Genomic DNA, 25,003 nt, shown 5'->3' with positions numbered 1-25,003 from the left:
GGCCACCGCGCCGGCGTTGTCGTCGAGACTGCGGCCCTATCTCGTGATCGCGGGCCTGGTGCTGAGCTTCAGTCTGGTCACCCTGGCCGGGTCGGCCCTGTTGTCGCTGCTGCACCTGCCCCAGGACACCATCCGCTGGGTGGCCCTGATCGCACTGGTGGCGATCGGCCTGGGGCTGATCTTCCCGCAGTTCGAAGCCCTGCTGGAGAAGCCGTTTGCCCGGTTGCCGCAGAAGCAATTCGGTTCCGGTAGCAGTGGTTTCGTGCTCGGGCTGACATTGGGTGTGCTGTACGTGCCGTGTGCGGGTCCGGTGCTGGCCGCGATCGTCGTCGCCGGTGCCACCGGCACCATCGGCGCCGACATCATCGCCCTCACCCTCGCCTTCGCGGTCGGTGCCGCGCTGCCCTTGCTGTTCTTCGCACTGGCCGGCCGGCGGGTGACCGAACGGGTCGCCGCGTTCCGCCGTCGGCAGCGCGAAATCCGCGTCGTGGCAGGCATCGTCACCATCCTGCTGGCCGTCGCGCTGGTGTTCAATCTGCCCGCCGTGCTGCAGCGCGCGATCCCCGACTACACCGGCGCCCTGCAGGAGCAGGTGGGCGGTGAGGACCAGTTGCGCGAGAAGCTCAACCTCGGCGGCCTGGTCAACGACCAGAACGCCGAGCTCTCGAACTGCACCGACRGTGCCCCCGAGCTGGAAAGCTGCGGCACCGCACCGGATATCAAGGGCATCACCACGTGGCTCAACACCCCCGGCGGTGCGCCGGTCGACCTGAAGTCCTTGCGCGGCAAGGTCGTGCTGATCGACTTCTGGGCGTACTCGTGCATCAACTGCCAGCGCGCGACACCGCATCTGGTCGACTGGTATGACGCCTACCGGGAGCGCGGTTTCGAGGTGATCGGCGTGCACACCCCCGAGTACGCCTTCGAGAAGGAGCAGGCCAACGTCGTCAGCGGCGCCGAGGACCTCGGCATCACCTATCCGGTCGCGATGGACAACGCGTTCTCGACGTGGACCAACTACCGCAACCGTTACTGGCCTGCGCACTACCTCATCGACAAACAGGGCGTCGTGCGGCACATCAAGTTCGGCGAAGGTGACTACGCCAACACCGAAAAACTGATCCGCCAACTCCTTTCGGATGGAGATGACCGCACGCTGCCCGCCGCCACCGAGCGCTCCGACACCACCCCGACCGCACCCACCACCCCGGAGACGTATTTCAGTGTCGGCAAGGTGGTGAACTACGGCGGGACCGGCGTCTACGACGAGGGCACCCACACCTTCGACTTCCCTGCCCAGTTGGCCGAGGACCGCTTCGCGCTGCGCGGGCCATGGGCGCTGGACTACCAGGGTGTCACCGCGCAGTCCGACGGCGCCGCGATCACGCTGAACTACCACGCACGCAACGTCTATCTCGTGGTCGGCGGCACCGGCACCGTGCGCATCACCCGCGACGGCGTCAGCACCGAACTTGCCGTCAGCGGCCCGCCCAACATGCGCCAGATCGTCGCCGACGACACCGACGGCGCGGGCACCCTTGAGGTGTCGTTGAGCAAGGGCCTGCAGGCGTATTCGTTCACCTACGGCTGAGTCACCGGCAGCGGCTGATGACCTTCTCGGCGAACCGCAGTGTGGCGCCGCGCTGATCCTCGGCGGTGTGTCCCGCAGCCCATGGGGCAACCATGACGGCGGTGATGCCGGCCTCCTCGGCCCGCTGATACAGCTCCACCGACGGCGGATCCAGCAGCGCGAGCAGCACCTCGAACGGCTCGTCGGCGCGCCCGTACTCGCGGCGCAGCCCGGTCAGCCGATCGACATGGCGCACCGCCTCCTCCAGCACGTACGCGGTGCCGATCCAGCCGTCGCACAGCCAGGCGGCCCGGCGCAGCGCCGCCTCGGACTCACCACCGCACAGGATCGGGACCGGTGCGGGCGGATGAGGCTCCAGCATCAATTCCGGAACCCGATAGTGCTCGCCGCTCCAGGACACCCAACCGCCCTGCCACAGTGCCCGAAGCGCCGGGATCATCTCGTCGAGCCGCTTGCCGCGGGTCGAAAAGTCCTGCCCCATCAGCTCGTATTCCTCACGCATCCAGCCCACCCCGACACCCAGGGACACCCGGCCCTCGGATACCTCGGCGGCCGTCGCCACCACCTTGGCGACCTCGAGCAGCGGCCGCGAGGGCGCCACGTAGACGGCGTTGGAGAAGCGCAACCGTGTCGTCAGGGCCGCCATCGCACCGATCATCACCCAGGAGTCCGGCCACCCGGTCTCGGGAGCCCAGCCCGGCTTCCCGCTCTCGGAGGGATACCGCGACGTCAGGTCGCGCGGGTAGATCATGTGGTCCGCACAGATCACGCCGTCGAACTCGGCCTCGTCGAGAATCTGCGCGAGTGTCAGCGCCTGGCGGGTGGGCATGAACGGTGTCCCACTCCAGAACTGCACGTCAGTTTGCCCCCGGCGAGATGCCGGCCGCACGCTTGCCGAGCAGCGAATGCCGCTTGCCGTAGCACAGATAGACCACCACCCCGAGCGCCATCCAGGCGATGAACCGCAACCAGGTCAGGCCGGTGAGATTCAGCATCAGCCACAGGCACGCCACGATCGAGGCGATCGGCAGCAGCGGCACCCACGGCACCCGGAACCCGCGCTTGAGGTCGGGCCGGGTGCGCCGCAGCACGATCACGCCGGCCGAGACGAGCACGAAGGCGAACAGCGTGCCCACGTTGACCATCTCCTCCAGCTTGCCGACCGGGAACACCGACGCCGCAATGGCGATCAGCACCGCGACCAGCACGGTGATGCGTACCGGTGTGCCGTGCTCACCGGTACGTGCCAGCGGGCGCGGCAACAGCCCGTCGCGCGACATCGCGAACAGCACCCGCGACAGGCCCAGCATCAGCACCATCACGACCGTGGTGAGTCCGGCCAGCGCGCCGATGGAGATCACCTTGGCGGCCCAGCCCACCCCGTTGAGTTCGAACGCGGTCGCCAGGTTCGGGTGTCCCTCACCGGCCTCCCGCAGTTCCAGATACGGGGCCATGCCCGCCAGGACGACCGCGACCGCCACGTAGAGCACCGTGACGATGGCCAGCGAGGCCAGGATGCCCTTGGCGACATCGCGCTGCGGGTCCTTGGTCTCCTCGGCGGTGGTGGCCACCACGTCGAAGCCGATGAACGCGAAGAACACGATCGACGCGCCGGCCAGCAGACCGTAGACGCCGTAGTGGCTGCCGGCCGCGCCGGTCAGCAGCGAGAACACCGACTGGTCCAGCCCCGAACCGGCCGCGTCGGTGCCGGTCTCGGCGGGCGGGATGAAGGGGTCGTAATTGGCCATCTTGATGTAGAAGGCCCCGACGATGACCACCAGCAGCACCACCGCCACCTTGATCGCGGTGATGACCAGGCTGAAGCGCGAGGACAGCTTGGTGCCCATCGCCAGCAGGACCGCCACCGCCGCGACGATCAGCAGCGCGCCCCAGTCGAAGTTCAGCGGCCCGATCTGGGCGATACCGCCGGAGAACCCGAACACGGTGCCCAGATAGCTCGACCATCCCTTGGCGACCACGGCGGCACCGATCGCGAACTCCAGGATCAGGTCCCACCCGATGATCCAGGCGACGAACTCACCGAAGGTGGCGTAGGAGAACGTGTAGGCGCTGCCCGCCACCGGGACGGTGGAGGCGAACTCGGCGTAGCAGAGTGCGGCCAGGCCGCAGGTCACCGCGGCGAGCAGGAACGACACCGAGATCGCCGGACCGGTGATGTTGGCGGCGGTCGAGGCGGTGACCGTGAAGATGCCCGCACCGACGACGACCGACACCCCGAACACGGTGAGGTCCCACCACGTCAGGTCTTTGCGGAGCCGGGTTCCCGGCTCGTCGGTATCGGCGATCGACTGTTCGACCGATTTCCTGCGCCAACTGGTTATCACGCTCGCAAGGTACCCACTGACGGCCCGCCCTCATGCCCCATCGGGCGATATCGCCGCGGTATGTCAGAATGGCCGCAAGTATTTCCGGGCATTCGCGTGAGGAGTAACCGTGGGCAAGACCGAGGTCGAGCGCTACAACGGCGTCGACGTGGAAGACGTGCCGTCGGCGAAGTGGGGCTGGTCCACCGAGAACCCGCGCGTCCTGCACATCATCGGCATCTTCGTCGCCCTCTTCCTGGTGACCATGACCCACGGCAATCACGTCGGGCATGTCGAGGACATCTTCCTGATCTTCTTCGCGGTGATCATTCTCGGCATCGTGGCGCGGGACTGGATCGCGCGCAGCCGGGGCTGGTACCGCTAGCCCGTCAGACGTCGAAGCGCCCCGGAACCTCAGGTTCCGGGGCGCTTCTTTTTGGTTCGTTGCGCAGCTAGCGGACGGCAGTGAGATCCGGTCCGTCCGCGGGGTACCAGAGCGCGCAGCTGTGGAACTGCTCGATGGCCGCCACCGTGGTGGTGACCCCGGCCGCGGCCAGTGCGTGGGTCTTGAAGGCCCGCGCGGCGGGGCTGAGCCGGTACTGGGTGCGATCGACGCGGTAGCCGACATCAGCTGTCGCACAGTCGCCCCACATGGTCACCTCGGCGGTGCCGCGCTTGAGAGCGCCGGTGACGTGACGGCGCAGTCCCTGATCGGATTCGAACAGCCGCGCGGRCACGGCCAGCGCGGCGGGCTCGGCGGGTAGATCCCTGGCGTCACGTCCGGCGCTGTAGGCACGCACGCCGAGGATCTCCAGCGGCCGCACATCGCAGGACGCCGGGACGACGACGCTGACCTTCCAGCCGGCGCGGACCCGATCGTAGAGCCAGCCACCGGCTCCGGCGACCACGTCGGTCGCGCCGGTGGCCACCACCGTCAGGTCATAGGACAGCAGGGTGGTCGCCGATGCGCGCACCCCCACACCGCGGCGCTCGGCGAACAGATGACGCGCGTCGCGCCGAATCGAGTTGGCTTTCACTCTGGGGCGTCTCCTTCAACAATCCGGAACGGGGCGGAGTCGGCAGGGCCGTGCCATCAGCGTGACATTTATTCGTCAATCTGTAAAGCTCTCGGCATGACGCTCTACGCCGGACGCGGCCCGCTCAGCCGTGATCCCGCCGGCTGGTTCTTTCCGGCGATCCCCGAGGATGTGGTGTTCATCGAACCCCACCCGCGGCGGGTGCAGGCGGTGCTCGACGGACACACGGTGATCGACACCGAGACCGCCCTGCTGGTGCACCGCCGCGACCACCCGCTCAGCTATGCCTTCCCCGTCGCCGAGGTCGACGGACTGCCCACCGAAGCGGTACCGGAGAAGCCGGGATACGTGCGGGTGCCCTGGGGTGCCGTGGACAGCTGGATCGAGGAGGGGCGCACCCTGGTGCACTACCCGCCGAATCCGTACCACCGGGTGGACTGCCTGCCCACGCAACGGGGTCTGCGGGTGAGCGTCGGCGGCACCGTGCTGGTGGACACCGTGGACACCGTGATCGTGTACGAGACCTCGCTGGCGCCACGGCTGTACGTCGATCCGGCCGCCGTGCGCACCGATCTGCTGCGCCGCAGCGAGACCACCAGCTACTGCAACTACAAGGGGCACGCGACGTACTGGTCGGCGGTCGTCGGCGAGCAGGTCGTCGATGACGTGGCGTGGAGCTATGCCGAGACTCTGCCGGAATCGGTTGCCATCACCGGGTTTCTGAGCTTCGACGACACCCGTACCRATATCCTCGCCGAGCTGCCGACCGGCCACACCTGAGTTTTCACCACACGAGAAGGGCACCCTGTTGGGCATCGTCACCACCAGTTCGGAAACCGCGTTCACCCAATCCGCGGAGGCGATCTACGATTTCGTCACCAACCCGGTCAACTGGGCCAAGACCTACCCGGGCGGTCCGCGTATCACCGGCGTACGGGAGACGTTGCCGCTGCAGGTGGGTGACACCTGGCAGGAGGCCCACCCCACCGAGGACAGGGTGTTCACCTGGCAGCTGGCGATCGCCACCAGACCGCGGATGTGGGTGTTCAGTTCGGTGGGCCGCCTCGGCGCCGACTATGACGGCGCCGGCGGATTCGAGGGCCGGATGACCATCGAATATCACTTCAGCCAACCCGATCCCGCTGTCACGCTGTTCACCCGCACCATGACCATCGAGGCCTATCGCGATGCGCCGATGGGGGACGGTTTCTTCCGGATCGTCAACCCGTCGCACATCGACGCCTATCACGCCGCGGTGGCCCGCGAGCTCGACGCGCTCAGCTGAGCGCCAGGGCGCGGCGCAGTGCCGCGCCCTGCAGGTCGAACAGCTGTCTGCTGAGCTCCCACTCCGGGACCAGTGAGTCGAACCCGTGGCAGGTGCCCGGGACGACATGCAGCTCGGTCGGCACGCCCGCCCACATGAGCCGCAGCGCGTAGTCGACGGCCTCATCGCGCAACGGATCGAGCTCCGAGCAGCTGAGAAACGCCGGTGCCAGACCGGTCAGGTCGGCGGCCCGGGCCGGCACCGCACCGGCAGGCGGTGGCTCTCCGGCCAGGTAGTACCGCCACATCAATTCCGTTGCCGGACCGTCGAATCCGGGTGTGCAGTCGAACTCCTGCTTGGACGGGGTTGCGCCGTCGTCGAGCACCGGTTGGTGCAGCAGCTGGAAACGGATCGGCGGAGCGGACCCGTCGGCGGCGCACTGGGCCAGCCCGGCGGCCAGCGCTCCCCCGGCGCTGCTGCCCGCGACCGCCAGCCGATCGGCGGCAATACCCCAGTCGGGGGCGCAGTCGGCAGTCCAGTGCAGCACCGCCAGCGCGTCGTCGGTCCCTGCCGGATACGGGTGTTCCGGGGCCAGCCGGTAGTCCACCGAGATCACCGTGACGGCGGCGCGGCGGGCCAGTTCGACGCACTGCCGGTGGTCGGTGTTCAGATTGCCGAGCACGAAGGCACCGCTGTGGCAGTACACCACCGCGCCGCCGGTGCCGCCGCGGTAGATGCGGACCCGCACCTCTTCGAAGGCCACCGCGTCCTCGATAACCACACCGGCGGTGTCGAGTTGGGCGGCACCCTCGGCGCGGCGCTGATTCAGGAAGTCGCGCACCGAGGGCAGCAGTTCCGGGGACAGGTCGGTGCGGGCCGCGGCCAGGTGCCGCAGCGCCGGATCGAGGCGGTCGGTGATGTCCATCCCGGTCAACCGATCCGCAAGATCTGGCCGCCGTCGATCACCAGCTCCGACCCGGTGATGAAGGAGGCGTTGGCGGACACCAGGAACGCCACCGCGTCAGCCACCTCGGCCGGGGTGCCCAGCCGGCCCGCGGTGGAGGTCTCGGCCAGCCGGGTCTGGGTGCGTTCGTCGAGCATGGGGGTGGCGATGGGTCCGGGGAACACCGCGTTGACCCGGATGCCGGCCGGTGCGAGTTCCACCGCGACGGCCTGGGTCAGTCCTCTCAGCGCCCACTTCGACGAGCCGTAAGCGGTGTGGTTCGGGAACGGCCGGATGGCGCTGGTGCTGCAGGTGTTGACGATCGAGGAGCCCTCGGCTTTGGTCAGATGCGGCAGCGCGGCCTGGATGCCGAGGAACGGGCCCAGACAATTGACCCGCCAGCTGTTTTCGAACCCGGCGGCGGTCTCATCGGCGATGGCGGCGCGGTGCAGCACGCCGGCGTTGTTCACCAGCGCGCTCAGCGCACCGAAGCGTTCGACGGTCGCGGCCACCGCGGAGCTCCAGTGCGCCTCGGAGGTGACGTCGAGTTCGAGAGCGAGGACAGCGTCACCGTACTGTGCTGTGCTGCTGTGTAATTCGTCGCGCAGCAGATCGCAGGCGGCCACCCGGAACCCGTCGGCGTGCAGGCGTGCGACGATCGCGACCCCCTGCCCCCGGGCGGCTCCGGTCACCAGCGCCACCGGTTGCGTTGTCACTGCAGGTATCCGTCCTGTCGGGTCGGTGCGGCGGCGCCGGCGGTCGCCTCGCTCAGATGCGCGGCCGCTCCGCGGCGCAGCGCCTGTGATTCCGATGCCAGCGTGATCATCCGGAAACCGAGCTCAGCCATGGCTTTTCCGGGCTGGGCCGCGCCGGCGTGGATGCCGGTGACCAGTCCGGCTGCGCCGGCGGTGGACTGGATCTGGGCCATCGCCGAATGCACATCCGGGTGGGTCCAGGCGTCGGCGAGCCGGTGGCCCATGGAGATGGCCAGGTCGGCGGGCCCGACGTAGACGCCGGTCAGTCCCGGCACCGCGCAGATCTCGTCGAGCGCGGCCAGCCCCCGAGCGGTTTCGATCATCACGTAGACGTCTGCGGCGGCCTCCAGCGCGGCGGTGTCCAGTCCGAGGGAGGCCCGTAGCGGCCCGAAGCTGCGCACACCGGACGGCGCATAGCGGGTGGCGGCCACCGCGGCACCCGCCTGCTCCGGCGTTTCGACCATGGCGATGATCACCGCGTCGGCGCCCGCATCGAGCACCCGGCCGATCGGCGCCGGGTCCGCCGACGGCAACCGCACCGCCGTGGCAATCGGTACATGCTCCAGGCGGCGCAGCAGCAGTGCGACATCGGCGTCATCGAGATAGCCGTGCTGCACATCGAATCCGACGTAGTCGTACCCGGCCTGCGCGAACTCCTCAGGCCCGATGATGGTCGGCCCGACCACCCAGCCGCCCCAGATCTGATCCTTGGCCGCCAGCGCAGCCTGCAACCGGGTGCTCATGCCACGATCGCGATCTTGACCCGTTTCGGGTCGGGCCGGCAGGCCTGCTCGAACGCTGCCTGCGCCTCATGGGCGCCGAAGGTGTGCGTCAGGTAGGCGGGCAGCAGCTGCGGATGTTGTCTGGCGAACTCGTCCGCGGCGGCCAGTACCCGTCGGCGTTCCAGCGTCACCCCGGATTTGAGGGTCAGGTTGTTGCGCARCATGGTGCGCATGCTGATCGGGTAGCTGTCGTCATCGGGCACCCCGAAGTAGAACACCGTCGCGCCGAACGCGGCGGCGTCGAGGGCATGGTTCAGGGTGGCCACCTGGTGACCGACCGTCTCCACCACGACATCGAACTTGTCACCGAGGTGGCGGACCCACCGGTCGCTGGTCGCGCGGACCATGTCGTCGACACCGAACACCGGGCCGATCGCCTCGCGGTCGACCGGGTCGACACCGGTGACATGGGCGGCGCCTGCGGCCTTGGCCACATAGGAGAACAGCAGTCCGATGGAGCCCTGACCGATGACCGCGACCCGCTTGCCGGTCAGGTCACCGAGTTGCTCCACGGCATAGAGCACGCAGGCCAGCGGCTGCAGCCCGACGGCGTGTTGCGGCGTCAAATCCGAGTGGTAGCTGGACAATCCGTCCCCATCGGCCACCACCTGCGCCTGCAGCCCGTCGAACCCGGAAGCCCAGCCGACCACCCGGTCCCCCACTGCGTGCGCCGGATGGGCGCTGGCCAGCACCTCACCGGCGATCTCGTGGATGGGGAAACCGTCCATCTCCGCGGCGCAGCACCCGGTGTCACCGGGCAGCTTGCCCTGCGTGCCGCGGAAGCCGGGGAGATCGCTACCGCAGATGCCGGCTGCCAGGAAGCGCAGCAGCACCTGCCCGTCGGCCAGCTGCGCCGGGTCGGGTTCGGGCAGGTCGGTGCGTTCGAACGTGAACGGGGCGACCAGTCGGTAACACCACATCTAGACCTCCACCGGGATGTTATTCCAGCCCCACTGGAAACTCGACGGTGGCCGGGAGGCGGACTCGGTCAGAATGCGGTATTCGGGGACCCGTTTGAACCATTCCTGCATCATGATCGTCACTTCCAGGCGCGCGACGTGCACCCCGAGGCAGAAGTGCTGGCCGTGCCCGAAGGACAGCAGCCGTTCGATGGGCCGGTTCCAGATGAACGCGTCCGGGTCCGGGTACTCGCGTTCGTCACGGGCCGCCGAGGCCATCAACGCGATGATGCGCTGGCCGGGTTGGATGGTGGTGCCGTGAATCTCGTACGGGCGCCGCGCAGTTCGGGCGAACCACTGCGCGGGTGCGGTGTAGCGCAGGATCTCCTCGCGCGCGATCGGCACGTTGCCTTCCAGGTCGGCACGCACCGCGGTGAGCTGATCGGGGTGTTCGGCGAGTTGCCACAGACCGGTCGCGGTGATCTTGGGGACGGTCTCGGTGCCGCCGATGAAGACCCCCAGCATCTGGGTGGCGGCCTCCGTGTCGCTGAATCCCGAACCGTCCGGCAGCACGAAGTTGATCAGACTGTCGGCGATCGGGACACTGCCGTCGGCGCCTTCCGCGCGGCGGCGCTCGATGATCGGCGTGAGATAGGACAGGAAGCCCGGCCGCGCCTTGGCGACCTCGACGCCCTCCCCCTCCTGCGCCAGGCTGCCCGCATTGACGGTGGCGAGCACCTCGGGAGCCAGTTCGACTGGCAGGCCGACGAACTCACATACCATCGCAGCCGCGACATGCCCGCCGTAGTCCTGGGTCAGGTCGAAGGTCCCGCGGGGCAGCAACTCGTCGAGCCGTTCGTTGGCCAGCGTCCGGATCCGGTCGGCGAGCTTGGCCGCCGACCGTGGCCGGAACTGTGACGAGGTGCAGCGGCGCACGTTCTCATACATCGGTGAATCGAAGTTCGCGTGAAACGGCATGGGGTGCAGCGGCGGATCCGCGACCGGGCCGGTGTTGTGGTGCTCCAGCACGGCCGCGGACGGCAACGTCCCCTCCGACGCCACGAAGGTGCCGTCGGTGAGCCGCAGCGCCTCCCAGATATCGGCGAACCGGGACAACGCGTAGGTGTCCCACTTGGGCAGGTAGTACACCGGGTGCTCATCGCGCAGCACCTGGTAGTACGGCAGTGGATCCGCCATCACGGCCGGGTCGAACGGATCGTACGAGAAGTCGGACATCACAGTGGCTTTCACTGCAGTGGGGACGCCGGTAGCGCGGCCAGGATCGAGTCCTCCCAGCCGTCGCGCAGCGCGGGCGCCACCGACATCCAGGTGACGATCTCCGCGGGCGGGGCGTCCTTCCAGGACGGGTAGTGGTTCTCGAAGCAGTCCCACCCGCCGTCCAGCGCCCAGTAGTGGATGACCTCGTTGAACCGGAAGGTGGTGGTGAACGATCCGAGCCAGCGCTTGCCGGTGCTCTCCGACCACGGGACGTAGAGCCGCTCCAGTTCCCGGATGTAGTCGTCCTGCTTGCCGGGCTTGGTCTGCATGACCTCCTGGATCACCAGTTCGGCGGTGAAGCCTTCCTCCCGCAGCTGCGCGAGGTTGCGGTTCTGCGGGGCGGCATACATGATTCGGCCCTCGCCGTGCGCACCGATCCCGGACAGGTAGGCCGCCCATTCGGTGGAGGCGGCGGCGTGGCTGCCGCCGCGGGCCTGCGCCCTACCGATGCGGGCGTAGTCGGCGAACGCGTCGATCTCCCAGATGATGGTGACCTGCGGCCAGTGCCCGTTGTACGGCGTCGTCTCCCAGAGTGCGAACAACCGGGCGCCCAGCTCTTCCATCATGGGGTGGTAGACGCCGGTGAAGCGTTCGCTGAACTCATCGCTGCCGCCGCTGCCCAGCCCGATGGTCTCGTGCAGATACAGCAGTGTGTGGCGGTGGTATTTACGCACTTAGCGAGCGTGACATTTGAGGCGTGTTTTGTAAAGGTGCGGCCGCCGCTTCCGCTATCGTGGCCTCATGACCATCCAGCCGTTGGCCAACGGGTTCTGCTTCGGTGAGGGCGCGCGCTGGTTCGAGGGCCTGGTCTGGTTCTCCGACATGCTCGGCGAGGCCGTGCACACCGTCACGCTGCACGGTGAGATGTCAACCCTGCCGCTGCCCGGCCACGCGCCGTCCGGACTGGGGTTCCGGCCGGACGGTACCTTGCTGATCGCGTCCACCCGGCGGCGCCAGATACTGGGCTACGACGGTGAAACCGTCACGGTGCTGGCCGATCTCGCGAACCTGGTGCCGGCCGACCTCGGCGATATGGTGGTCGACTCCGCAGGCCGGGCGTACATCGGATCGCAGGCCCGCGACGGCGGGGTGATCGTCCGCCTGGACCCCGATGACCGGGTGTCGGTGGTCGCCGAGGATCTCAGCTTTCCCAACGGCATGGTGATCACCCCCGACGGCACCTTCGTGGTGGCCGAATCGACGGCCCGGCTGCTGAGCGCCTTCACCGTCGGCGATGGCGGAGCTTTGCACGACCGGCGGGTGTTCGCCGACGGGTTGGGCGGGCCGCCCGACGGGCTGGCCGTGGACGCCGACGGCGGGGTGTGGGCGGCGATGACCCTGGCGCACACGTTCGAGCGCATCACTCCCGAGGGCGTCACCGACCGTGTCGACATGGATGGGCGGACCGCCATCGCCTGCGCACTGGGCGGACCGGAGGGGCGAACCCTTTTCCTGCTGTCCAGCACCGACGCCTACCCGGAGCGCCTGATCGGCACCAAGTTGTCCCGGCTCGACGCGATCAGCGTCGATGTCCCCGCTCCCTGACCTTTTGGAGAAACGCACGTGTCGGACTGTTATTACGAACTCCTCGACGCCGACGATCCCGTCGGCGAGCGGTTCGCCGCCACCGATCTGGTGCGCAGTACCTGGTCGGCGTCCATCCAGCACGGCGCGCCACCGTCGGCGCTGTTGGTGCGTGCCCTGGAACGCTGCGAACAGCGCGACGACACCCGGCTGAGCCGGGTGCTGATCGACCTGCTGGGCCCGGTGCCTGCCGAGGGCGACCTGTGGGTGCGGGCGCGCCGCGAACGCGCAGGCAAGCAGATCGAACTGATCACCGCCGAGATGCTCGCCCCCGGGCCGGACGGCGCCCCGCGAGCCGTCGCGCGTGCCAGTGGGTGGCGGTTACAGCAGCAGGACACCACCGAGGTCGAGCACGCCCCCGCCCCGCCGCTGCGTCCGCTTGCCGAAGCTCGCAGCCGCGATATGGCCAAGGACTGGGACACCAACTATGTGCACAGCATCGACTGGCGTTGGCTGACAGAGCCTTTGGCCGACGGACCCGGGGAATCCTGGCTGAGGCCCACCGTGGACGTGGTCAAGGGCGAAACGATGACGCCGTTGCAGCGACTGTTCGCGGTGGCCGATGACGCGAACGGGATCGGCACCAAGATCGACATCCGGCAGTGGACGTTCCTCAACACCGATCTGGTGGTGCACATCCACCGCGTGCCGGACGGTCCGTGGATCGGCATCCGAGCCGAGACGAACTACGGGCCCGACGGTATCGGCACCACCCTGGGCACGCTGTTCGACGAACAGGGTGCCGTCGGCGCCATCCAGCAGTCGGTGCTGGTGCGGCGCAGGCAGGGTCGCTAGTCGCGGTGGGTCCGGCGGCGTGATCTCCCGCCGGACCCACTGCGTCACCGGTTTCTCTGTGTAGTTGTCAAGGTGCGCAAAGGGTTTGGCTATGCAGCGGTCGGTAGGTCGGTCATGGTGCGTCGTGCGTGGGAGCGTAGGTGTGCCGGCTCGGGTTCGTCTGATCTGTGGGGTGGGATGAACCAGGGGTGCCGATCCGGGCCCAAATAGACTTGCCAGCCGCCGTGGTGGATGGCGGTGTGGTGCAGTCGGCAGAGCAGCACGCCGTTGTCGATGCTGGTGGTGCCCCCGCCGCTCCACGGGGTGATGTGGTGGGCGTCGCACCACGACACCGGGCGCCCGCAGCCCGGGTGCGCGCAGCCACCATCGCGTACCGCCAACCCTTTTCGGATCGCCGGTGTGAACAGTCGCTCGCTGCGCCCGACGTCCAACGGCGCCCCGGCCCCATCAACAGCTACCACACCGACGGTGCTGTCACACGCGATCAGGTCGGCGGTGCTCGCGGTGATGGGCCCGGTGAATCCGAGGGTGTCCACCCGCCCGTCACCGCGGATCAACGTGACGTGTGGGAGCACGCCCCCGGATGCTGGGCGTCGTGAGTTGGACAGGTAGGTCCGCACCAGTTGCCCGAGGGCGTCGGAGCGGCGCTTACCGACCGGGCGCGGGTCCGGAGATCCGTCCGGCAGCGGTATGGGCCGGCACAAAGGGTCCAATGCGGTGAGCAGTTCTTCCCCGGTGAGCGCGTCCACATCGAGGGTCGCTGCGACCCGTCCTTCATCGGTGACCACCACTGTCATCTCGTTGAGGTCAGCGTTTTCCGCGACCGGCACCGTCGCCTCGTCGGGCGGCTGGGTCGCAGCCTTATCGATGGCGATCTCGCGGGCTTTCTCGGCCACCTGCGCCGGGGTGGTCTGGATCATCAGCTTGGTCACGACGCCCGCCTTGTCCTCCTCGGACAATAGGACTCTGCTGTTGATGTGGGCGACTCCTTTGCCGACGGCATCGGCGAACTCGATACCGACTCCACCGAGGCGCTGGGCCGCGGTCAACGCCGGCAGCGTGTGCGCTGCACGCCCGACCCGCGTGGCCCGGTACGCCGCGCCGGGCGCCACACCACAACTCATGAGCAGATCAGCTCCCGAGCGAAGATGCTTACGTGCCGGGATCCCAAGCCGCTCGGTGGCCGCGACCGCTTGGGCGATCACATGATCCAGGAGATTGCGTGCGGTGACCGCGGCCACCAGCACCGCGATCAGGGGCTGCTCATCGAGCACCCGCCGCGGACTGTCCAGCAGATCGAACAGCCGGCGATCGGCGTCGTCATCGGGTGGGGGTGCGGGGGTGAGGTCATCGATGAGCGCGTCGATGAACGTATCGAGATGGGCGGCGTCCATGCCAGATACCCAACCTTTCACGAAAGGTACAGATAGACAGACACTTCGGCCAACTAGGCCACACTTGTTCGACCAGCCCTAAGCGGGCGATCAAACTCCATCGGCGACATACGTCGCAAGCAACGGCTCACCAGATACTGATCGGGTGTGATGTATCAGGACATCGGTGACAGTTCTGCATCAGGACATCGGTGGCAGTTGATGTATCAGGACTTCGGTGACAGTTCTCTGGTCCTGGGTTGGGGCCCGCTGGGTCGGCCGTTGCCGACGTAGTTGACTCCGGGTGCGGGTCTGGTGTGCTCGACGATGACCTGACCGTGCAGGTCGGCGATGATGATCGTGTCGTCCGCGGTGACGATCAGGACCTGCTCAAAGGCGCGTTGTGCGTCGACTTTGTAGGTGACCGAGTTCAGGCTGATGGTGCCAGCGGTGTTGATCGTCCTGACGTGGGTATCGGCCGGCAGGTCCAACGGCACTGGCGGTCTGGGCCGCGGCCGTGGTGCGGGYCGGTCGAACAGTGGCCGGTCGAGGTCGGGGCGGGGCGCCTSGGCCTTTGGAGTCGCTTCCCATGCGGTCAGCGGAGTGACGCGCCCAGGGAGTCCTTGGTGAGGTCGTTCGGTGTTGTAGATGTGGTCGAACGCATCGACCTGGGCTTGCAGTTGTTCGAGGGTCTCAGCCAACGGCTGTTTGTCGAGATAGCGGAACAGGGTCTGATGGAAGCGTTCGTTCTTGCCCTGRGTGGTCGGCTTGTACGGTTTTCCGGTGATCGCCTCTACCCCGAGAGCGGCCACATGGATGACGAGTTGGCCCAGATACCCGCGCCGCGAGGGGTTCAGCGCAGCCCCGTTGTCGGACAGGAGTCGCTGGGGCACACCATGGTCGGTCACCGCCTTGTCAAAGACGATGATCGCCGCAGCGGCGGTTTCCGCCCACGCCACATAGGAGGCGAGGGCGTAACGGGAGTGATCATCGATGAGCTGAAAGATCACGCACTTACGTCCGCCGGTCAGCACGTACTCGGTGGCGTCGAGTTGCCAGCACGCGTTCGGGCACGGATAGACAAACCGTCGCCACGCCGAGCGGGGCTTCTTCTTTGGCTCCACACGAGCCACACCAGCCTCACGGAAGATGCGCGACAGCGCCGCCGTGGACGGAACCTCATCGAGGCCCATCGCGCGCATCTTCTCGTGCACGCTGATCGGCCCGTGATCCAGACCGGAGGCCTCCAGCGCGGCCCGCACGGCCACGGCGCGGGCTTTGACGTCATCGCTCAGCGTCGAAGGGCTCGACTTCGGTCGGCGTGTCCGAGGTTCGAGAACCGCAGCCGGCCCTTCGGTCTTTGCTCGTTTGCGTAACTCGTAGAACGACTTTCGTGAGATGTCATGCTCGGCACAGAACGTCGAGACCGCTCCRCGGGGCGCGTCATCGGGCCACTGGGAGATCGCGAGGCGGACACGAGGATCGATGGGTTCATTGACAGCCACCCCCGCAGCTTCGGTGCAGAAGTGTCACCACCAAGACCCCTCGAAGTGTCACCGATGTCTTGATGCAGAACTGTCACCGATGTCTTGAGACATAACACAGATACTGATCGGGAGCACTCTCTCAATTTCGAACTTGTGTTCGATGCTACGCCGCTCTACTGACTCAAACTTCTTGTCATGTTCGTCGGGGTAAGACTGGCGACATGTCAGAAGGAGTGTCAGATGACGAGATCACGGCAGTCGAAAGTATCGGCTGAGGACAAGGCCCGGATCGTATTGTCGATCCTGGCCGGGGAAATGACCGGAGCAGAGGCCGCGCGTCGGTGCGGAGTGTCGGCGGTGYAGGTGACCAAATGGAAGCATCAGTTTCTGGAGGCCGGATCGGCTCGCATGCAGGAGGTTCCCAGCGGCCCGGCCGGCCGCGCTGGGAGCCCCGAACAACGCCGACTGAAGTTGGAGAACCAGGAACTCAAGCTCGCGTTGGCTGAGGCCACCGTTCAACTGCGGATTTGGCGGCGCGGCGCGGAGATGGCCGACCAGGTCCCTTCCAAGACCTCGAAACCCTAAGAGAAGCAGCCGGTCTGCCGGTTTCGAGGTTCGCCTTCCTAGCCCGTATACCGGAGCGGACCTACCGGCGCCGACTGGCACGTCTGCGCGCCGGTGACCCACCGAAGGGGCCATGGCCGGCCCCGGTCGTCGACCGCATCGAGGACCTGGCCGCCAAGTACGCCCAAGAATGGCCCGCCTGGGGCTACCGCAAAATCGGTGCTTTGATGCGCGCGGACGGCCACGAGGTCACCAACTCCTCGGTCCAACGAGCATTGCGACGCCGTGGCCTGTTGTTGCCGCAAGGCTTCCGAGCTGACCGCAAATCGTGGGCAGCGCTGCGGCGACGGGTTTTTCACGATCCGCCCACCGAACGCAACCGGGTTTGGCAGACCGACTTCTCCGAGTTCGAAACCGCCAACGGCGGAATCTGGCGCATCAGCGCCGTCATTGATTACGTCAGCAAGTACTGCCTGGCCATCACCGTCACCCCGACTTCGCGTGGCCGCGATGCCGTGCGCTRCATTCGGCTTGCCGTCGAGGAGGCGACTCACATATTGAACCTTGCTGACCTGCGCCTCGATCGCGGCGAAATGGACGTCTTCGACGACCAGGACAACATCATCGGACACACCCCGGCCCCTATCGCCATCGTGTCCGACAACGGCCCCTGCTACCGCGGCAAAGACTTCCAGACACTGTTCACCGGCCAAGACCCGCTGCTCCGACATATCCGCACGCGCATCAAAACACCACAGACCAACGGCGTCATCGAGCGATTCTTCGAGACCCTCAAATACGAGCACCTCTTCCGCGGCTATATCGGCGACGGCGACGCCCTCGACATGGAAGCCCACCGCTTCCGCATCATCTACAACACCATCCGACCACACCAAGCCATCCAGGACCACACCCCACAGCAGGCATACCTAAACCCAATTAACCAAAAAAACCTGCCAACTTCTTGACTCAAGACACCGCAGAATAGCGGTGCGCAAGTGTGATGTCTCAGGACATCAGTGACAGTTCTACATCACGACATCGGTGACAGTTCCGGCAACCACGCAACCCTGGACCGACGTGGAGTCAGGCCACAGATCCCGACCTTGACGCCACCCACTACCCCAGCTGATGATCCGCGTCGTCGAGCACGCCGGTGCGTTTCCAGTACTCCACCGAACCGAACGGACTCAGCACGTAGACACCGCCGTCGGGCGATTTGTACCAGGAGTGCTCGATCGACGGATGCCCCCACATCAGGGTGGCGACCTCATCCTGAAGCTCACGGTTGTAGCGCGCGAACGCCTCGGCGGTCGGCTCGATGGTGCTCTTGCCCTGTTCGATCACCGTCCGCAGGGCCGCGCCGATATAGCGCATCTGGCATTCCAGCATGAAGATCACGCTGCCGGCGTGGGCGAGCCCCGTCCCCGGGCCGGCCATCATGAAGAAGTTCGGGAACCCGTTCAYCGAAACACCATTGAAGGCACCGGGTTTACCGTCCCACACATCCGAGATCGGAACCCCGTCGCGCCCGATCACCTCCATCGGGCAGAGCACTTCCGAGGCCCGGAATCCGGTGGCCAGCACGATCACGTCGACGTCGTGGCGGCCCTCGGCGGTGCTGATCGAATGCCCGTCGATGCCGGTGATCTGATCGTTCACGAACGTCACATGTTCGCGACGCAGGCAGCGTAGCCAGCTGCCGTTGTCCTGCAGCATGCGTTTGGCCATCGGCGGATAGTCCGGGGTGACCTTGGCGGCGAGTTCTGGCATATCGCCGACCTGATCCTGGATCCACTTCGCGAAGAACTCCCGCCGGGCGGCGCTGGCCTCGTTCGCGGTGCGCGGAAAATCGTGCCAATCAGGGTCCGCACGAACCAGTTCCAGCATCTTGTCGCTGGACTGCCACATCAGCATGAAGCGATACCAGCGGGAGTACCCCGGCAGGTGACGCATCGCCCAGCGCTCGCCGTCGGTGACGCTCGCGTGGTAGCGCGGGTTGGGCGCCATCCACTGCGGGGTCCGCTGGAACACCACAAGACTCTCGACGTCGTCGACGATGGCGGGGCCGATCTGAAAACCGCTGGCCCCCGCCCCGATCAGGGCGACCCGTTTGCCGCGCAGGTCCACCGAATGATCCCATTGCGCCGAGTGGAAGGCCGGACCCGCGAAATCTTCCAGCCCAGGCAGATCCGGGATGAGCGGCCGGTTGAGGAATCCGACGCCGGAGATGATCGCCGAGGCGCTCCGTTGCTCCGTCGCTCCGTCGGCGCCGCGCAGTGTCACCGACCACTGGCCCGTCTGGTCATCCCATTGCGCGCGCGTCGCCTCCCGGCCCCACGAGACATGGGCGTCGATCTGGTGGTCCTTCATCACCGAGCGGAAGTAGTCGTACAACTCGGGCTGGCGGGTGTAGTACGCGCTGAAATCGCCGACGTGCTCGAAGGAGTACGAGTAGAAGTGGCTCGCCACGTCCACCCGGCACCCCGGATAGCTGTTCTCGAACCAGGTTCCACCGACATCGGGATTCTTGTCGACGATCTCGAACGGAATGCCGGCCTCCTGCAAGCGGATCGCGGCCAGCAGACCAGAGGCACCGAAGCCGATGACAAGCACCGAGAATCCCGGTGGCGGCGTCAATCCGTCCGCGGCGATGGCGCGCGGGTTGYGGCCATCGAGGTCCATCTCCTCGATGTAGAGCGCCGCGTTGTCATCGGGCACCGGTTCGCAGGCGATCCAGTCCATCAGCTCGCGGACCAGTTCGGTGCTGATCGGCGGGGCTGCCGGGCAGCCGGCGTCCCGCCATGCGCAGATGGCCTCGAGTGCGTGAAGCCGCAGTTGCGCCTGGCTTTCCTCGTCCAACATGCCCTGAAATTCGTTCTGCACGAACTGGACCGGTCGTATCGGCCCGCGAATGAAGGACGGGTCCCCGGTGATCTGGACGACCGAGGCGATCAGCGCCGAGACCGACAACTGCTCGAGCGCGGCAGCGATGGTGGCGTCGTCGACGCCCTCGATCGGTTCCGTGACGAGGTGCCGTGCACTCATCGCACGTGCGCGGGTAGCCGTTTGATGCCGTGCACGAAGCTGCTGTACAGCAGGTCGGGCTCACCGAGATCGATGGTCTTGAGCCGGGTCAGCAACTCGCGGAAGATGTTTCGCAGCTCACTCTTGGCCAGCTGGTTGCCCAGGCAGAAGTGCGGTCCTCCCGCGCCGAAGCCGACCTGCGGATTGGGTGAGCGGCTCAGGTCGAACTTCTGCGGGTCGGCGAACACACTCTCGTCGCGGTTGGCCGAACAGTAGAACAGGCCCACCTTGTCCCCGGCGCTGATGCGCTGGCCGGCGACCTCGACGTCCTGGGTGGCGAAGCGGGCGAACTGCAACACCGGGGTGGACCAGCGCACCAGCTCCTCGGTGGCCATCCCGATCCGGCCGTCGAAATCCTCCATCAGCCAATCTCGTTGGTCGGGATTGGCGGCCAGCGCCAGCATGCCGTGCGTGGTGGACTGTTTGGTGGTGTCGTTGCCCGCCGAGGCCAGCAGGATGAGGAATGCGCCGATCTCTTCGTCGGTGAGGCGATGGCCGTCCACCTCGGCGTTGACGATGCTGGTCATCAGATCGTCACCCGGGTTGGCGCGGCGGAACTTGGCCAGTTCCACGCCCGTGCTCGAGATCAGCATGATCTCGTTGATGGTGGCCATGGCCCGCTCTTCGAGCGTGGAGAATTCGTCATCGCTCATGCTGAACAGTTTCTCGGCCGCCTTGGCCAGAGCCGGCTGGTCGGCCGCCGGCACCCCCAGCATGTCCGAGATCGTCCGCATCGGCAGCTGCGCCGAACAGGCCTCGACGAAGTCGATGTCACCGGCGCCGACGAGATCGTCGACGATGGCGACGGCGTTGGCGTGGATCTGCTCCTCGATCCGGCGCACATTGCGCGGCGTGAACGCCGAACTGATCAGTCGCCGATAGGTGGTGTGCTGCGGCGGATCCATGCCCAGGAAGAAGGTCGCGAACTTCTGCACCTCGGCGGGCATCGGGTCGAGCGCCACCCCCTGCGCCGAGGTGAACAGATCCGGGTTCTGGCTGGCGAACTGGAGGTCGGCGCGCCGGGTCAGCGCCCAGAATCCCGGCTCTTCGATATCGAACAAAGTGGGCAGCGGCCGGTGCCAGCTGATCCCGTCCAGGGCCCGAAGCTGGGCGAAGGTCTGGTCGCGGATATCGAACCGCTGACTCCAGAAGTCATGTGACGTGATGTCGAACGGGCTGTATTCGCGTGCCTGCGGCGTGCTGGCAACTGTCACGGATGTTCCCTCCTCCAGCGCTTGCGACATCGATGTCGCGTGAGATTTAGCGTGACAGTTCGGCAATAGTTTGTAAAGCTATGGCGATGACCGACGTGTCACCCGTCGAGGCGCGGAACACCACCCGCGAGCGGATACTCGCCGCGACGGCCGAGGTGCTGGGCAACTACGGGATGACCAAGCTCAGCCTGTCCGAGGTCGCCACACAGGCCGGGGTGTCCCGTCCCACGCTGTACCGCTGGTTCGCCTCCAAGGAAGAGCTGCTGGACGCCTTCGTGGTGTGGGAACGCAAGCACTATGACCGGGCCGTGGCCCGGGTCGACCAGACTCTGAGCGCCGACGACCGGCTGGACGCCGCACTGCAGATCATCGTCGAATATCAGCGGTCCTACCCGGGCCTGCGAATGGTCGATATCGAGCCCGCCCACGTCATCGCGCGGTTGGCACAGTTCATCCCGCTGATGCGCGAACGCCTGGAGCGCCTCACCCCCGGGACGAACTCCGACGTGGCGGCCGCCACCGCCATCCGGGTGGCCATCTCGCACTATCTGGTGCGCAGCGATGACGCCGACGAGTTCCTCGCCCAATTGCGCCACGCGGCGAGGGTGAAGAATAGGAACGGTGACTGACTCCCTCAAAGAGCAGGCCGCTCTCGGCAGCGGCGCCACCTTCTGGACCACCAAGGCGGTGGGCGACGTCCCATCCATACTGCTGACCGACGGCCCGCACGGTGTCCGCAGACAGGCCGGCAGCACCGCCGACCACCTGGGCCTGGGCAGCAGCGAACCGGCCACCTGTTTTCCGCCGGCCGTCGGGCTCAGCCAGGCGTGGGATCCCGGACTCGTCGAACGGGTCGGTGCCGCACTGGGCGCCGAGTGCCTGGCGCTGGGTGTGCACGTGCTGCTCGGCCCCGGGGTCAACCTCAAACGGGACCCGCGGTGCGGACGCAATTTCGAGTACTTCTCTGAGGACCCGCTGCTCGCCGGGGCGCTCGGTGCAGCGTGGGTGCGCGGTGTGCAGAGCCGGGGTGTGGGCGCCTCGCTGAAACATTTCGCCGTCAACAACGCCGAGGACGACCGGATGCGGTCGAGCTCGGATGTGGATGAGCGGACGCTGCGTGAGCTGTATCTGCGGGCGTTCGAGCACGTCGTCACCGCAGCACGGCCCTGGACGGTGATGTGCGCTTACAACCGGATCAACGGGGTGTACGCCGCCGAGAACGCCTGGTTGTTGAGCACCGTGCTGCGCGATGAGTGGGGTTTCGACGGGGCCGTCATCAGTGACTGGGGCGCGGTCCGCGACCGGGTCGCCGCGGTGGCCGCCGGGCTCGATCTGGAAATGCCCGCCACCAACGGGGTCACCGACGCCGACGTTGTCGCCGCCGTCGAGGCGGGTACCTTGGACGCGACGGTGGTGGCCCGCGCCGCCGAACGGGTGGCCACCCTTGCCGCCCGGGTCACCGAGAACCGCAGCAGCACCGCGACATTCGATGTCGATGCCCATCACGATCTGGCCAGGGAGGCGGCTGCGCGCTCGATCGTGCTGCTGAAGAACGAGAACGACCTGCTGCCCCTCCCACCGTCCTCGATCGCGGTCATCGGCGGGTTCGCCGTGACTCCGCGCTACCAGGGCGGCGGCAGCTCCCACGTGAATCCGACCCGGGTCGATGTGCCGCTGGAGGAGATCCGCCGGTACGCCGACGGCCATCGGGTCAGCTACGCAGAGGAACTCACCGCCGAGACCCTGGCGGCGGCCGCCGACGCCGACACCGCGGTGGTGTTCCTCGGGTTGGCGCCCGAGGACGAATCCGAGGGCTTCGACCGCACCCACATCGACCTGCCCGCCGAACAACTCAACCTGCTGTCCGCCGTGGTGCAGGTGCAGCCCCGCACCGTCGTCGTGCTGGCACACGGCGGAGTGGTGGCCCTCGACGGGGTGGCCGGCCTCGCACCGGCGATCCTGGACGGCGCCCTGCTGGGCCAGGGTGGCGGGCGCGCCATCGCCGACGTCCTGTTCGGTGCGGTCAACCCGTCGGGACGGCTCGCCGAGACGGTGCCGGTCCGGCTGCAGGACGGTCCGGCCTATCTCAACTTTCCCGGTGAGGACGGCCACATCCACTACGGGGAGCGGGTATTCGTCGGATACCGCTGGTATGACGCGCGCGATGCCGCAGTGACGTTCCCGTTCGGGCACGGGCTGTCCTACACCCGCTTCGACTACACCGATCTGTCGGTGGACGTCGACGCCGAGGGTCTGACGGTGCGGGTGTCGGTGGTGAACACCGGTGACCGGGAGGGCCGTGAGGTCGTCCAGGTCTACACGGGGTTGCCGGCGTCGCGGGTATCCCGTCCGCCGCGGTGGCTGGCCGGTTTCGCCGGGGTGACGATCGCGCCCGGCGAGCTGGTCGACATCGAGATCCGTGTTCCCCGTGACGAACTCGGCTACTGGGATGTGCGCGCCGGGCGGCGGCTGGTCGAGGCGGGCCAGTACGCGGTGTCCGTCGGGGCGTCGAGCCGGGATCTGCGCCTGCACACCGAGGTGACCGTGGACGGGGACGACACCCCGGTCATCGCCTTCACCGCCGATTCCACCCTCGGCGAGCTGCTCGACGACCCGGTGGCCGCCCCGATCGTGACGACGGCGCTGGAGAAGGCGGCCCCCCAGGGTGCGGCGGGTGCGTCGCTGGGCACCGACATGCTGCGCATGCTCGGGTCCATTCCGGTGGGCCGCATGGTGTCTTTCAGCGGCGGCGCGGTCAGCAGGCAGCAGCTGACCGAGCTGCTCGATGAGGTGAATCGTCAGCGGTCCTGAGTGCCACCGAGTTCGGCGAGGATTTGTTCGGTGTGCTCGCCGAGTTCGGGCGCCGGGCCGCGTGGATGCCACGGCGTCGCCGAGAAGTCGGCGGGGCTGGCCACCATCGGCGTGCTCGAATCCCCCTCGGGCACATACACGATGCCACCGGCGGCGTGGAACTGTTCGTCGGCCACCACATCGTCGAGCGAATTGATCGGCGACCAGAAGAAGTCGGGTTCCCCGGCGAAGACCTGCTCCCATTCCGCCAGCGTCCTGGTCGCGAAGAGGGTGTCCAGCTCGGCGATGATGTCGCGGGCATGGGTGAACCGGTCCCGTGGTGTCGGATAGCGGGTCAGCCATTCCTCGCGCCCGACCGACCGGCACAGCGCGGGCCAGTGCCGCTGCACGTCGAGGCCGACGATCCAGAATCGTCTGCCGTCACCGGCGGTGTAGTTGTTCATGCACGGGTTGCCCATCGCTTCGCGCTGCCCGATGGCCACCTGCTGACCTGACATCAGCAGCGTGTTGAGATCGAAGCTCACCGTGTAGGCGCCCTGGCGGTACAACGAGGTGGTGACCAGTTGCCCTGTGCCGGTGCGGGTTCTGGCCAGCAGCGCCGCGCACACCGCCCCGGCCAGGGTCATCCCCGCGGAATGATCCCCCATGCCGCCGCGCTGAAAGGGCGGGGTGTCACCGGGTCTGGTCAGCAGGTCGGCGATGCCGGCGCGGGCCCAGAACGCGGCCACGTCGTAGGCGGCCCGGTCGGCATCGGGACCTTCGGTGCCGCACCCGGTGATGAGGCCGTAAACCAGCCGCGGGTTGTCGGTGGCGAGCGATGCGAAATCCAGGCCCAGCCGGGCCAACGCCGCCGGGCGGATATTGGTGAGAAAAACGTCTGCGCCGGTGATCAATTCGAGGGCGGTGCGTCGCCCTTCGGTGGTTCCGAGGTCGAGCACGATGCTGCGCTTGGAGCGGTTGTCCATCTGGAAGGGCGGATTGGACGCGATACCGAGGTCGCTGTCGAGCCCCATCATCCGGCCGAACGAGCGGGCCGGATCACCGGCGGGTGGTTCGATCTTGATGACGTCGGCACCCCAGTCGGCAAGGATCGCCCCCGCCGCCGGTGCGGCCACCCAGACGCCGAGCTCCACCACCCGGAACCCGTCCATCGGTCCAGACATCGGAATCCCTTCAATGAGCTTTACAATATTGATTTAATTTGTAAGCTTGCAC

The 25,003-nt window shown here is 67.1% G+C and carries 24 protein-coding genes; 10 read left to right on the top strand and 14 right to left on the bottom strand.

Annotated features, from left to right (window positions below; all coding sequences use genetic code 11):
* Window positions 1–1,591: cytochrome c biogenesis protein DipZ (locus tag AC1DTF_RS27270; protein ID WP_477476334.1), on the top strand; the 1,591-nt coding region annotated here is incomplete at its 5' end.
* Window position 1,592: 1 nt separating this feature from the next.
* Here AC1DTF_RS27270 and AC1DTF_RS27265 read toward each other — a convergent pair.
* Complete coding sequence (locus AC1DTF_RS27265) at window positions 1,593–2,447, bottom strand: TIGR03619 family F420-dependent LLM class oxidoreductase (protein ID WP_477476333.1); 855 nt, start codon at window positions 2,445–2,447, stop codon at window positions 1,593–1,595.
* 1 nt (window position 2,448) lies between these two features.
* A complete protein-coding gene (locus AC1DTF_RS27260; protein ID WP_057168640.1) occupies window positions 2,449–3,936 on the bottom strand; it encodes an amino acid permease in 1,488 nt (495 codons plus the stop codon).
* Window positions 3,937–4,045: 109 nt separating this feature from the next.
* Between AC1DTF_RS27260 and AC1DTF_RS27255 the strand changes: the two genes are divergently transcribed.
* Window positions 4,046–4,300: a DUF2631 domain-containing protein gene (locus tag AC1DTF_RS27255; RefSeq protein WP_057168639.1), complete on the top strand. Its 255-nt coding sequence runs from the start codon at window positions 4,046–4,048 to the stop codon at window positions 4,298–4,300.
* 67 nt (window positions 4,301–4,367) lie between these two features.
* Here AC1DTF_RS27255 and AC1DTF_RS27250 read toward each other — a convergent pair whose 3' ends face one another.
* Window positions 4,368–4,952, bottom strand: coding sequence for a hypothetical protein (locus AC1DTF_RS27250; RefSeq protein ID WP_477476332.1), 585 nt, complete (start codon window positions 4,950–4,952; stop codon window positions 4,368–4,370).
* Window positions 4,953–5,048: 96 nt separating this feature from the next.
* Here AC1DTF_RS27250 and AC1DTF_RS27245 point away from each other — a divergent pair, with 96 nt between their 5' ends.
* The gene (locus AC1DTF_RS27245) at window positions 5,049–5,732 is read left to right on the top strand and encodes a DUF427 domain-containing protein (RefSeq protein WP_477476331.1); all 684 of its coding nucleotides are present in this window, start codon (window positions 5,049–5,051) and stop codon (window positions 5,730–5,732) included.
* Between the two features lie 28 nt (window positions 5,733–5,760).
* Window positions 5,761–6,237 (top strand): SRPBCC family protein, encoded by a 477-nt coding sequence (locus AC1DTF_RS27240; RefSeq protein WP_477476330.1) that lies wholly within the window; start codon window positions 5,761–5,763, stop codon window positions 6,235–6,237.
* Here the strand turns inward: AC1DTF_RS27240 and AC1DTF_RS27235 are convergent.
* From AC1DTF_RS27235 to AC1DTF_RS27210, 6 genes are read right to left on the bottom strand one after another with little or no spacing between them, the layout of a single operon-like run.
* A complete protein-coding gene (locus tag AC1DTF_RS27235; RefSeq protein ID WP_477476329.1) occupies window positions 6,230–7,141 on the bottom strand; it encodes an alpha/beta hydrolase in 912 nt (303 codons plus the stop codon). The two genes, AC1DTF_RS27240 and AC1DTF_RS27235, sit on opposite strands and share 8 nt — an antisense overlap.
* Before the next feature lie 5 nt (window positions 7,142–7,146).
* The gene (locus AC1DTF_RS27230; protein WP_477476328.1) at window positions 7,147–7,875 is read right to left on the bottom strand and encodes an SDR family NAD(P)-dependent oxidoreductase; all 729 of its coding nucleotides are present in this window, start codon (window positions 7,873–7,875) and stop codon (window positions 7,147–7,149) included.
* The gene (locus tag AC1DTF_RS27225; protein WP_477476327.1) at window positions 7,872–8,657 is read right to left on the bottom strand and encodes an HpcH/HpaI aldolase family protein; all 786 of its coding nucleotides are present in this window, start codon (window positions 8,655–8,657) and stop codon (window positions 7,872–7,874) included. The genes AC1DTF_RS27230 and AC1DTF_RS27225 overlap by 4 nt, the downstream gene beginning before the upstream one ends.
* On the bottom strand, window positions 8,654–9,616 hold the full coding sequence (locus AC1DTF_RS27220) for a zinc-binding dehydrogenase (RefSeq protein ID WP_477476326.1): 963 nt from the start codon (window positions 9,614–9,616) through the stop codon (window positions 8,654–8,656). The genes AC1DTF_RS27225 and AC1DTF_RS27220 overlap by 4 nt, the downstream gene beginning before the upstream one ends.
* Window positions 9,617–10,831, bottom strand: a complete 1,215-nt coding sequence (locus AC1DTF_RS27215; RefSeq protein WP_477476325.1) for a cytochrome P450 — start codon at window positions 10,829–10,831, stop codon at window positions 9,617–9,619.
* A gap of 11 nt (window positions 10,832–10,842) precedes the next feature.
* Window positions 10,843–11,547: an NIPSNAP family protein gene (locus AC1DTF_RS27210; protein WP_477476324.1), complete on the bottom strand. Its 705-nt coding sequence runs from the start codon at window positions 11,545–11,547 to the stop codon at window positions 10,843–10,845.
* 67 nt (window positions 11,548–11,614) lie between these two features.
* Between AC1DTF_RS27210 and AC1DTF_RS27205 the strand changes: the two genes are divergently transcribed.
* Window positions 11,615–12,418 carry an SMP-30/gluconolactonase/LRE family protein gene (locus AC1DTF_RS27205; RefSeq protein WP_057168631.1) on the top strand — a complete coding sequence of 268 codons (804 nt, stop codon included), beginning with the start codon at window positions 11,615–11,617 and terminating at the stop codon, window positions 12,416–12,418.
* An 18-nt stretch (window positions 12,419–12,436) separates the two neighbouring features.
* Window positions 12,437–13,252, top strand: a complete 816-nt coding sequence (locus AC1DTF_RS27200; RefSeq protein ID WP_477476323.1) for a thioesterase family protein — start codon at window positions 12,437–12,439, stop codon at window positions 13,250–13,252.
* Window positions 13,253–13,341: 89 nt separating this feature from the next.
* Here the strand turns inward: AC1DTF_RS27200 and AC1DTF_RS27195 are convergent, their stop codons facing one another.
* Together AC1DTF_RS27195 and AC1DTF_RS27190 are read right to left on the bottom strand one after the other, a co-directional pair.
* Window positions 13,342–14,646, bottom strand: coding sequence for a DUF222 domain-containing protein (locus AC1DTF_RS27195; protein WP_477476322.1), 1,305 nt, complete (start codon window positions 14,644–14,646; stop codon window positions 13,342–13,344).
* A gap of 206 nt (window positions 14,647–14,852) precedes the next feature.
* Complete coding sequence (locus AC1DTF_RS27190; protein WP_477476321.1) at window positions 14,853–16,130, bottom strand: integrase core domain-containing protein; 1,278 nt, start codon at window positions 16,128–16,130, stop codon at window positions 14,853–14,855.
* Between the two features lie 222 nt (window positions 16,131–16,352).
* On the opposite strand from AC1DTF_RS27190, the gene AC1DTF_RS27185 reads away from it, so the two are divergent.
* Together AC1DTF_RS27185 and AC1DTF_RS27180 are read left to right on the top strand one after the other, a co-directional pair.
* Window positions 16,353–16,697, top strand: coding sequence for a transposase (locus AC1DTF_RS27185; protein ID WP_477476320.1), 345 nt, complete (start codon window positions 16,353–16,355; stop codon window positions 16,695–16,697).
* A complete protein-coding gene (locus AC1DTF_RS27180) occupies window positions 16,640–17,644 on the top strand; it encodes a transposase (RefSeq protein ID WP_477476319.1) in 1,005 nt (334 codons plus the stop codon). Before AC1DTF_RS27185 ends, AC1DTF_RS27180 begins: the two co-directional genes overlap by 58 nt.
* A gap of 151 nt (window positions 17,645–17,795) precedes the next feature.
* Here the strand turns inward: AC1DTF_RS27180 and AC1DTF_RS27175 are convergent, their stop codons facing one another.
* Window positions 17,796–19,724: a flavin-containing monooxygenase gene (locus AC1DTF_RS27175; protein WP_477476318.1), complete on the bottom strand. Its 1,929-nt coding sequence runs from the start codon at window positions 19,722–19,724 to the stop codon at window positions 17,796–17,798.
* Window positions 19,721–20,977, bottom strand: a complete 1,257-nt coding sequence (locus tag AC1DTF_RS27170) for a cytochrome P450 (protein WP_477476317.1) — start codon at window positions 20,975–20,977, stop codon at window positions 19,721–19,723. Before AC1DTF_RS27170 ends, AC1DTF_RS27175 begins: the two co-directional genes overlap by 4 nt.
* 80 nt (window positions 20,978–21,057) lie before the next feature.
* Between AC1DTF_RS27170 and AC1DTF_RS27165 the strand changes: the two genes are divergently transcribed.
* Together AC1DTF_RS27165 and AC1DTF_RS27160 are read left to right on the top strand one after the other, a co-directional pair.
* Entirely contained in the window at window positions 21,058–21,606 is a 549-nt protein-coding gene (locus AC1DTF_RS27165; RefSeq protein ID WP_477476316.1) for a TetR/AcrR family transcriptional regulator, read from the top strand.
* On the top strand, window positions 21,590–23,788 hold the full coding sequence (locus AC1DTF_RS27160; protein ID WP_477476335.1) for a glycoside hydrolase family 3 C-terminal domain-containing protein: 2,199 nt from the start codon (window positions 21,590–21,592) through the stop codon (window positions 23,786–23,788). The genes AC1DTF_RS27165 and AC1DTF_RS27160 overlap by 17 nt, the downstream gene beginning before the upstream one ends.
* Here AC1DTF_RS27160 and AC1DTF_RS27155 read toward each other — a convergent pair.
* Window positions 23,776–24,951: a CaiB/BaiF CoA transferase family protein gene (locus AC1DTF_RS27155; protein WP_477476315.1), complete on the bottom strand. Its 1,176-nt coding sequence runs from the start codon at window positions 24,949–24,951 to the stop codon at window positions 23,776–23,778. The two genes, AC1DTF_RS27160 and AC1DTF_RS27155, sit on opposite strands and share 13 nt — an antisense overlap.
* Between the last annotated feature and the right edge of the window lie 52 nt (window positions 24,952–25,003).

Source organism: Mycobacterium sp. P4_H6 (assembly GCF_056400845.1).
The sequence above is the reverse complement of the archived record's forward strand: the minus strand, read 5'-3'. Positions and strand labels throughout refer to the sequence as shown.

Excerpts from the sequence above, each read along its gene's own strand:
- AC1DTF_RS27235 (WP_477476329.1), bottom strand. The coding sequence starts at position 7,141 with ATGGACATCACCGACCGCCTCGATCCGGCGCTGCGGCACCTGGCCGCG.
- AC1DTF_RS27225 (WP_477476327.1), bottom strand. The coding sequence starts at position 8,657 with ATGAGCACCCGGTTGCAGGCTGCGCTGGCGGCCAAGGATCAGATCTGG.
- AC1DTF_RS27215 (WP_477476325.1), bottom strand. The coding sequence starts at position 10,831 with ATGTCCGACTTCTCGTACGATCCGTTCGACCCGGCCGTGATGGCGGAT.
- AC1DTF_RS27205 (WP_057168631.1), top strand. The coding sequence starts at position 11,615 with ATGACCATCCAGCCGTTGGCCAACGGGTTCTGCTTCGGTGAGGGCGCG.
- AC1DTF_RS27195 (WP_477476322.1), bottom strand. The coding sequence starts at position 14,646 with ATGGACGCCGCCCATCTCGATACGTTCATCGACGCGCTCATCGATGAC.
- AC1DTF_RS27165 (WP_477476316.1), top strand. The coding sequence starts at position 21,058 with ATGGCGATGACCGACGTGTCACCCGTCGAGGCGCGGAACACCACCCGC.
- AC1DTF_RS27155 (WP_477476315.1), bottom strand. The coding sequence starts at position 24,951 with ATGTCTGGACCGATGGACGGGTTCCGGGTGGTGGAGCTCGGCGTCTGG.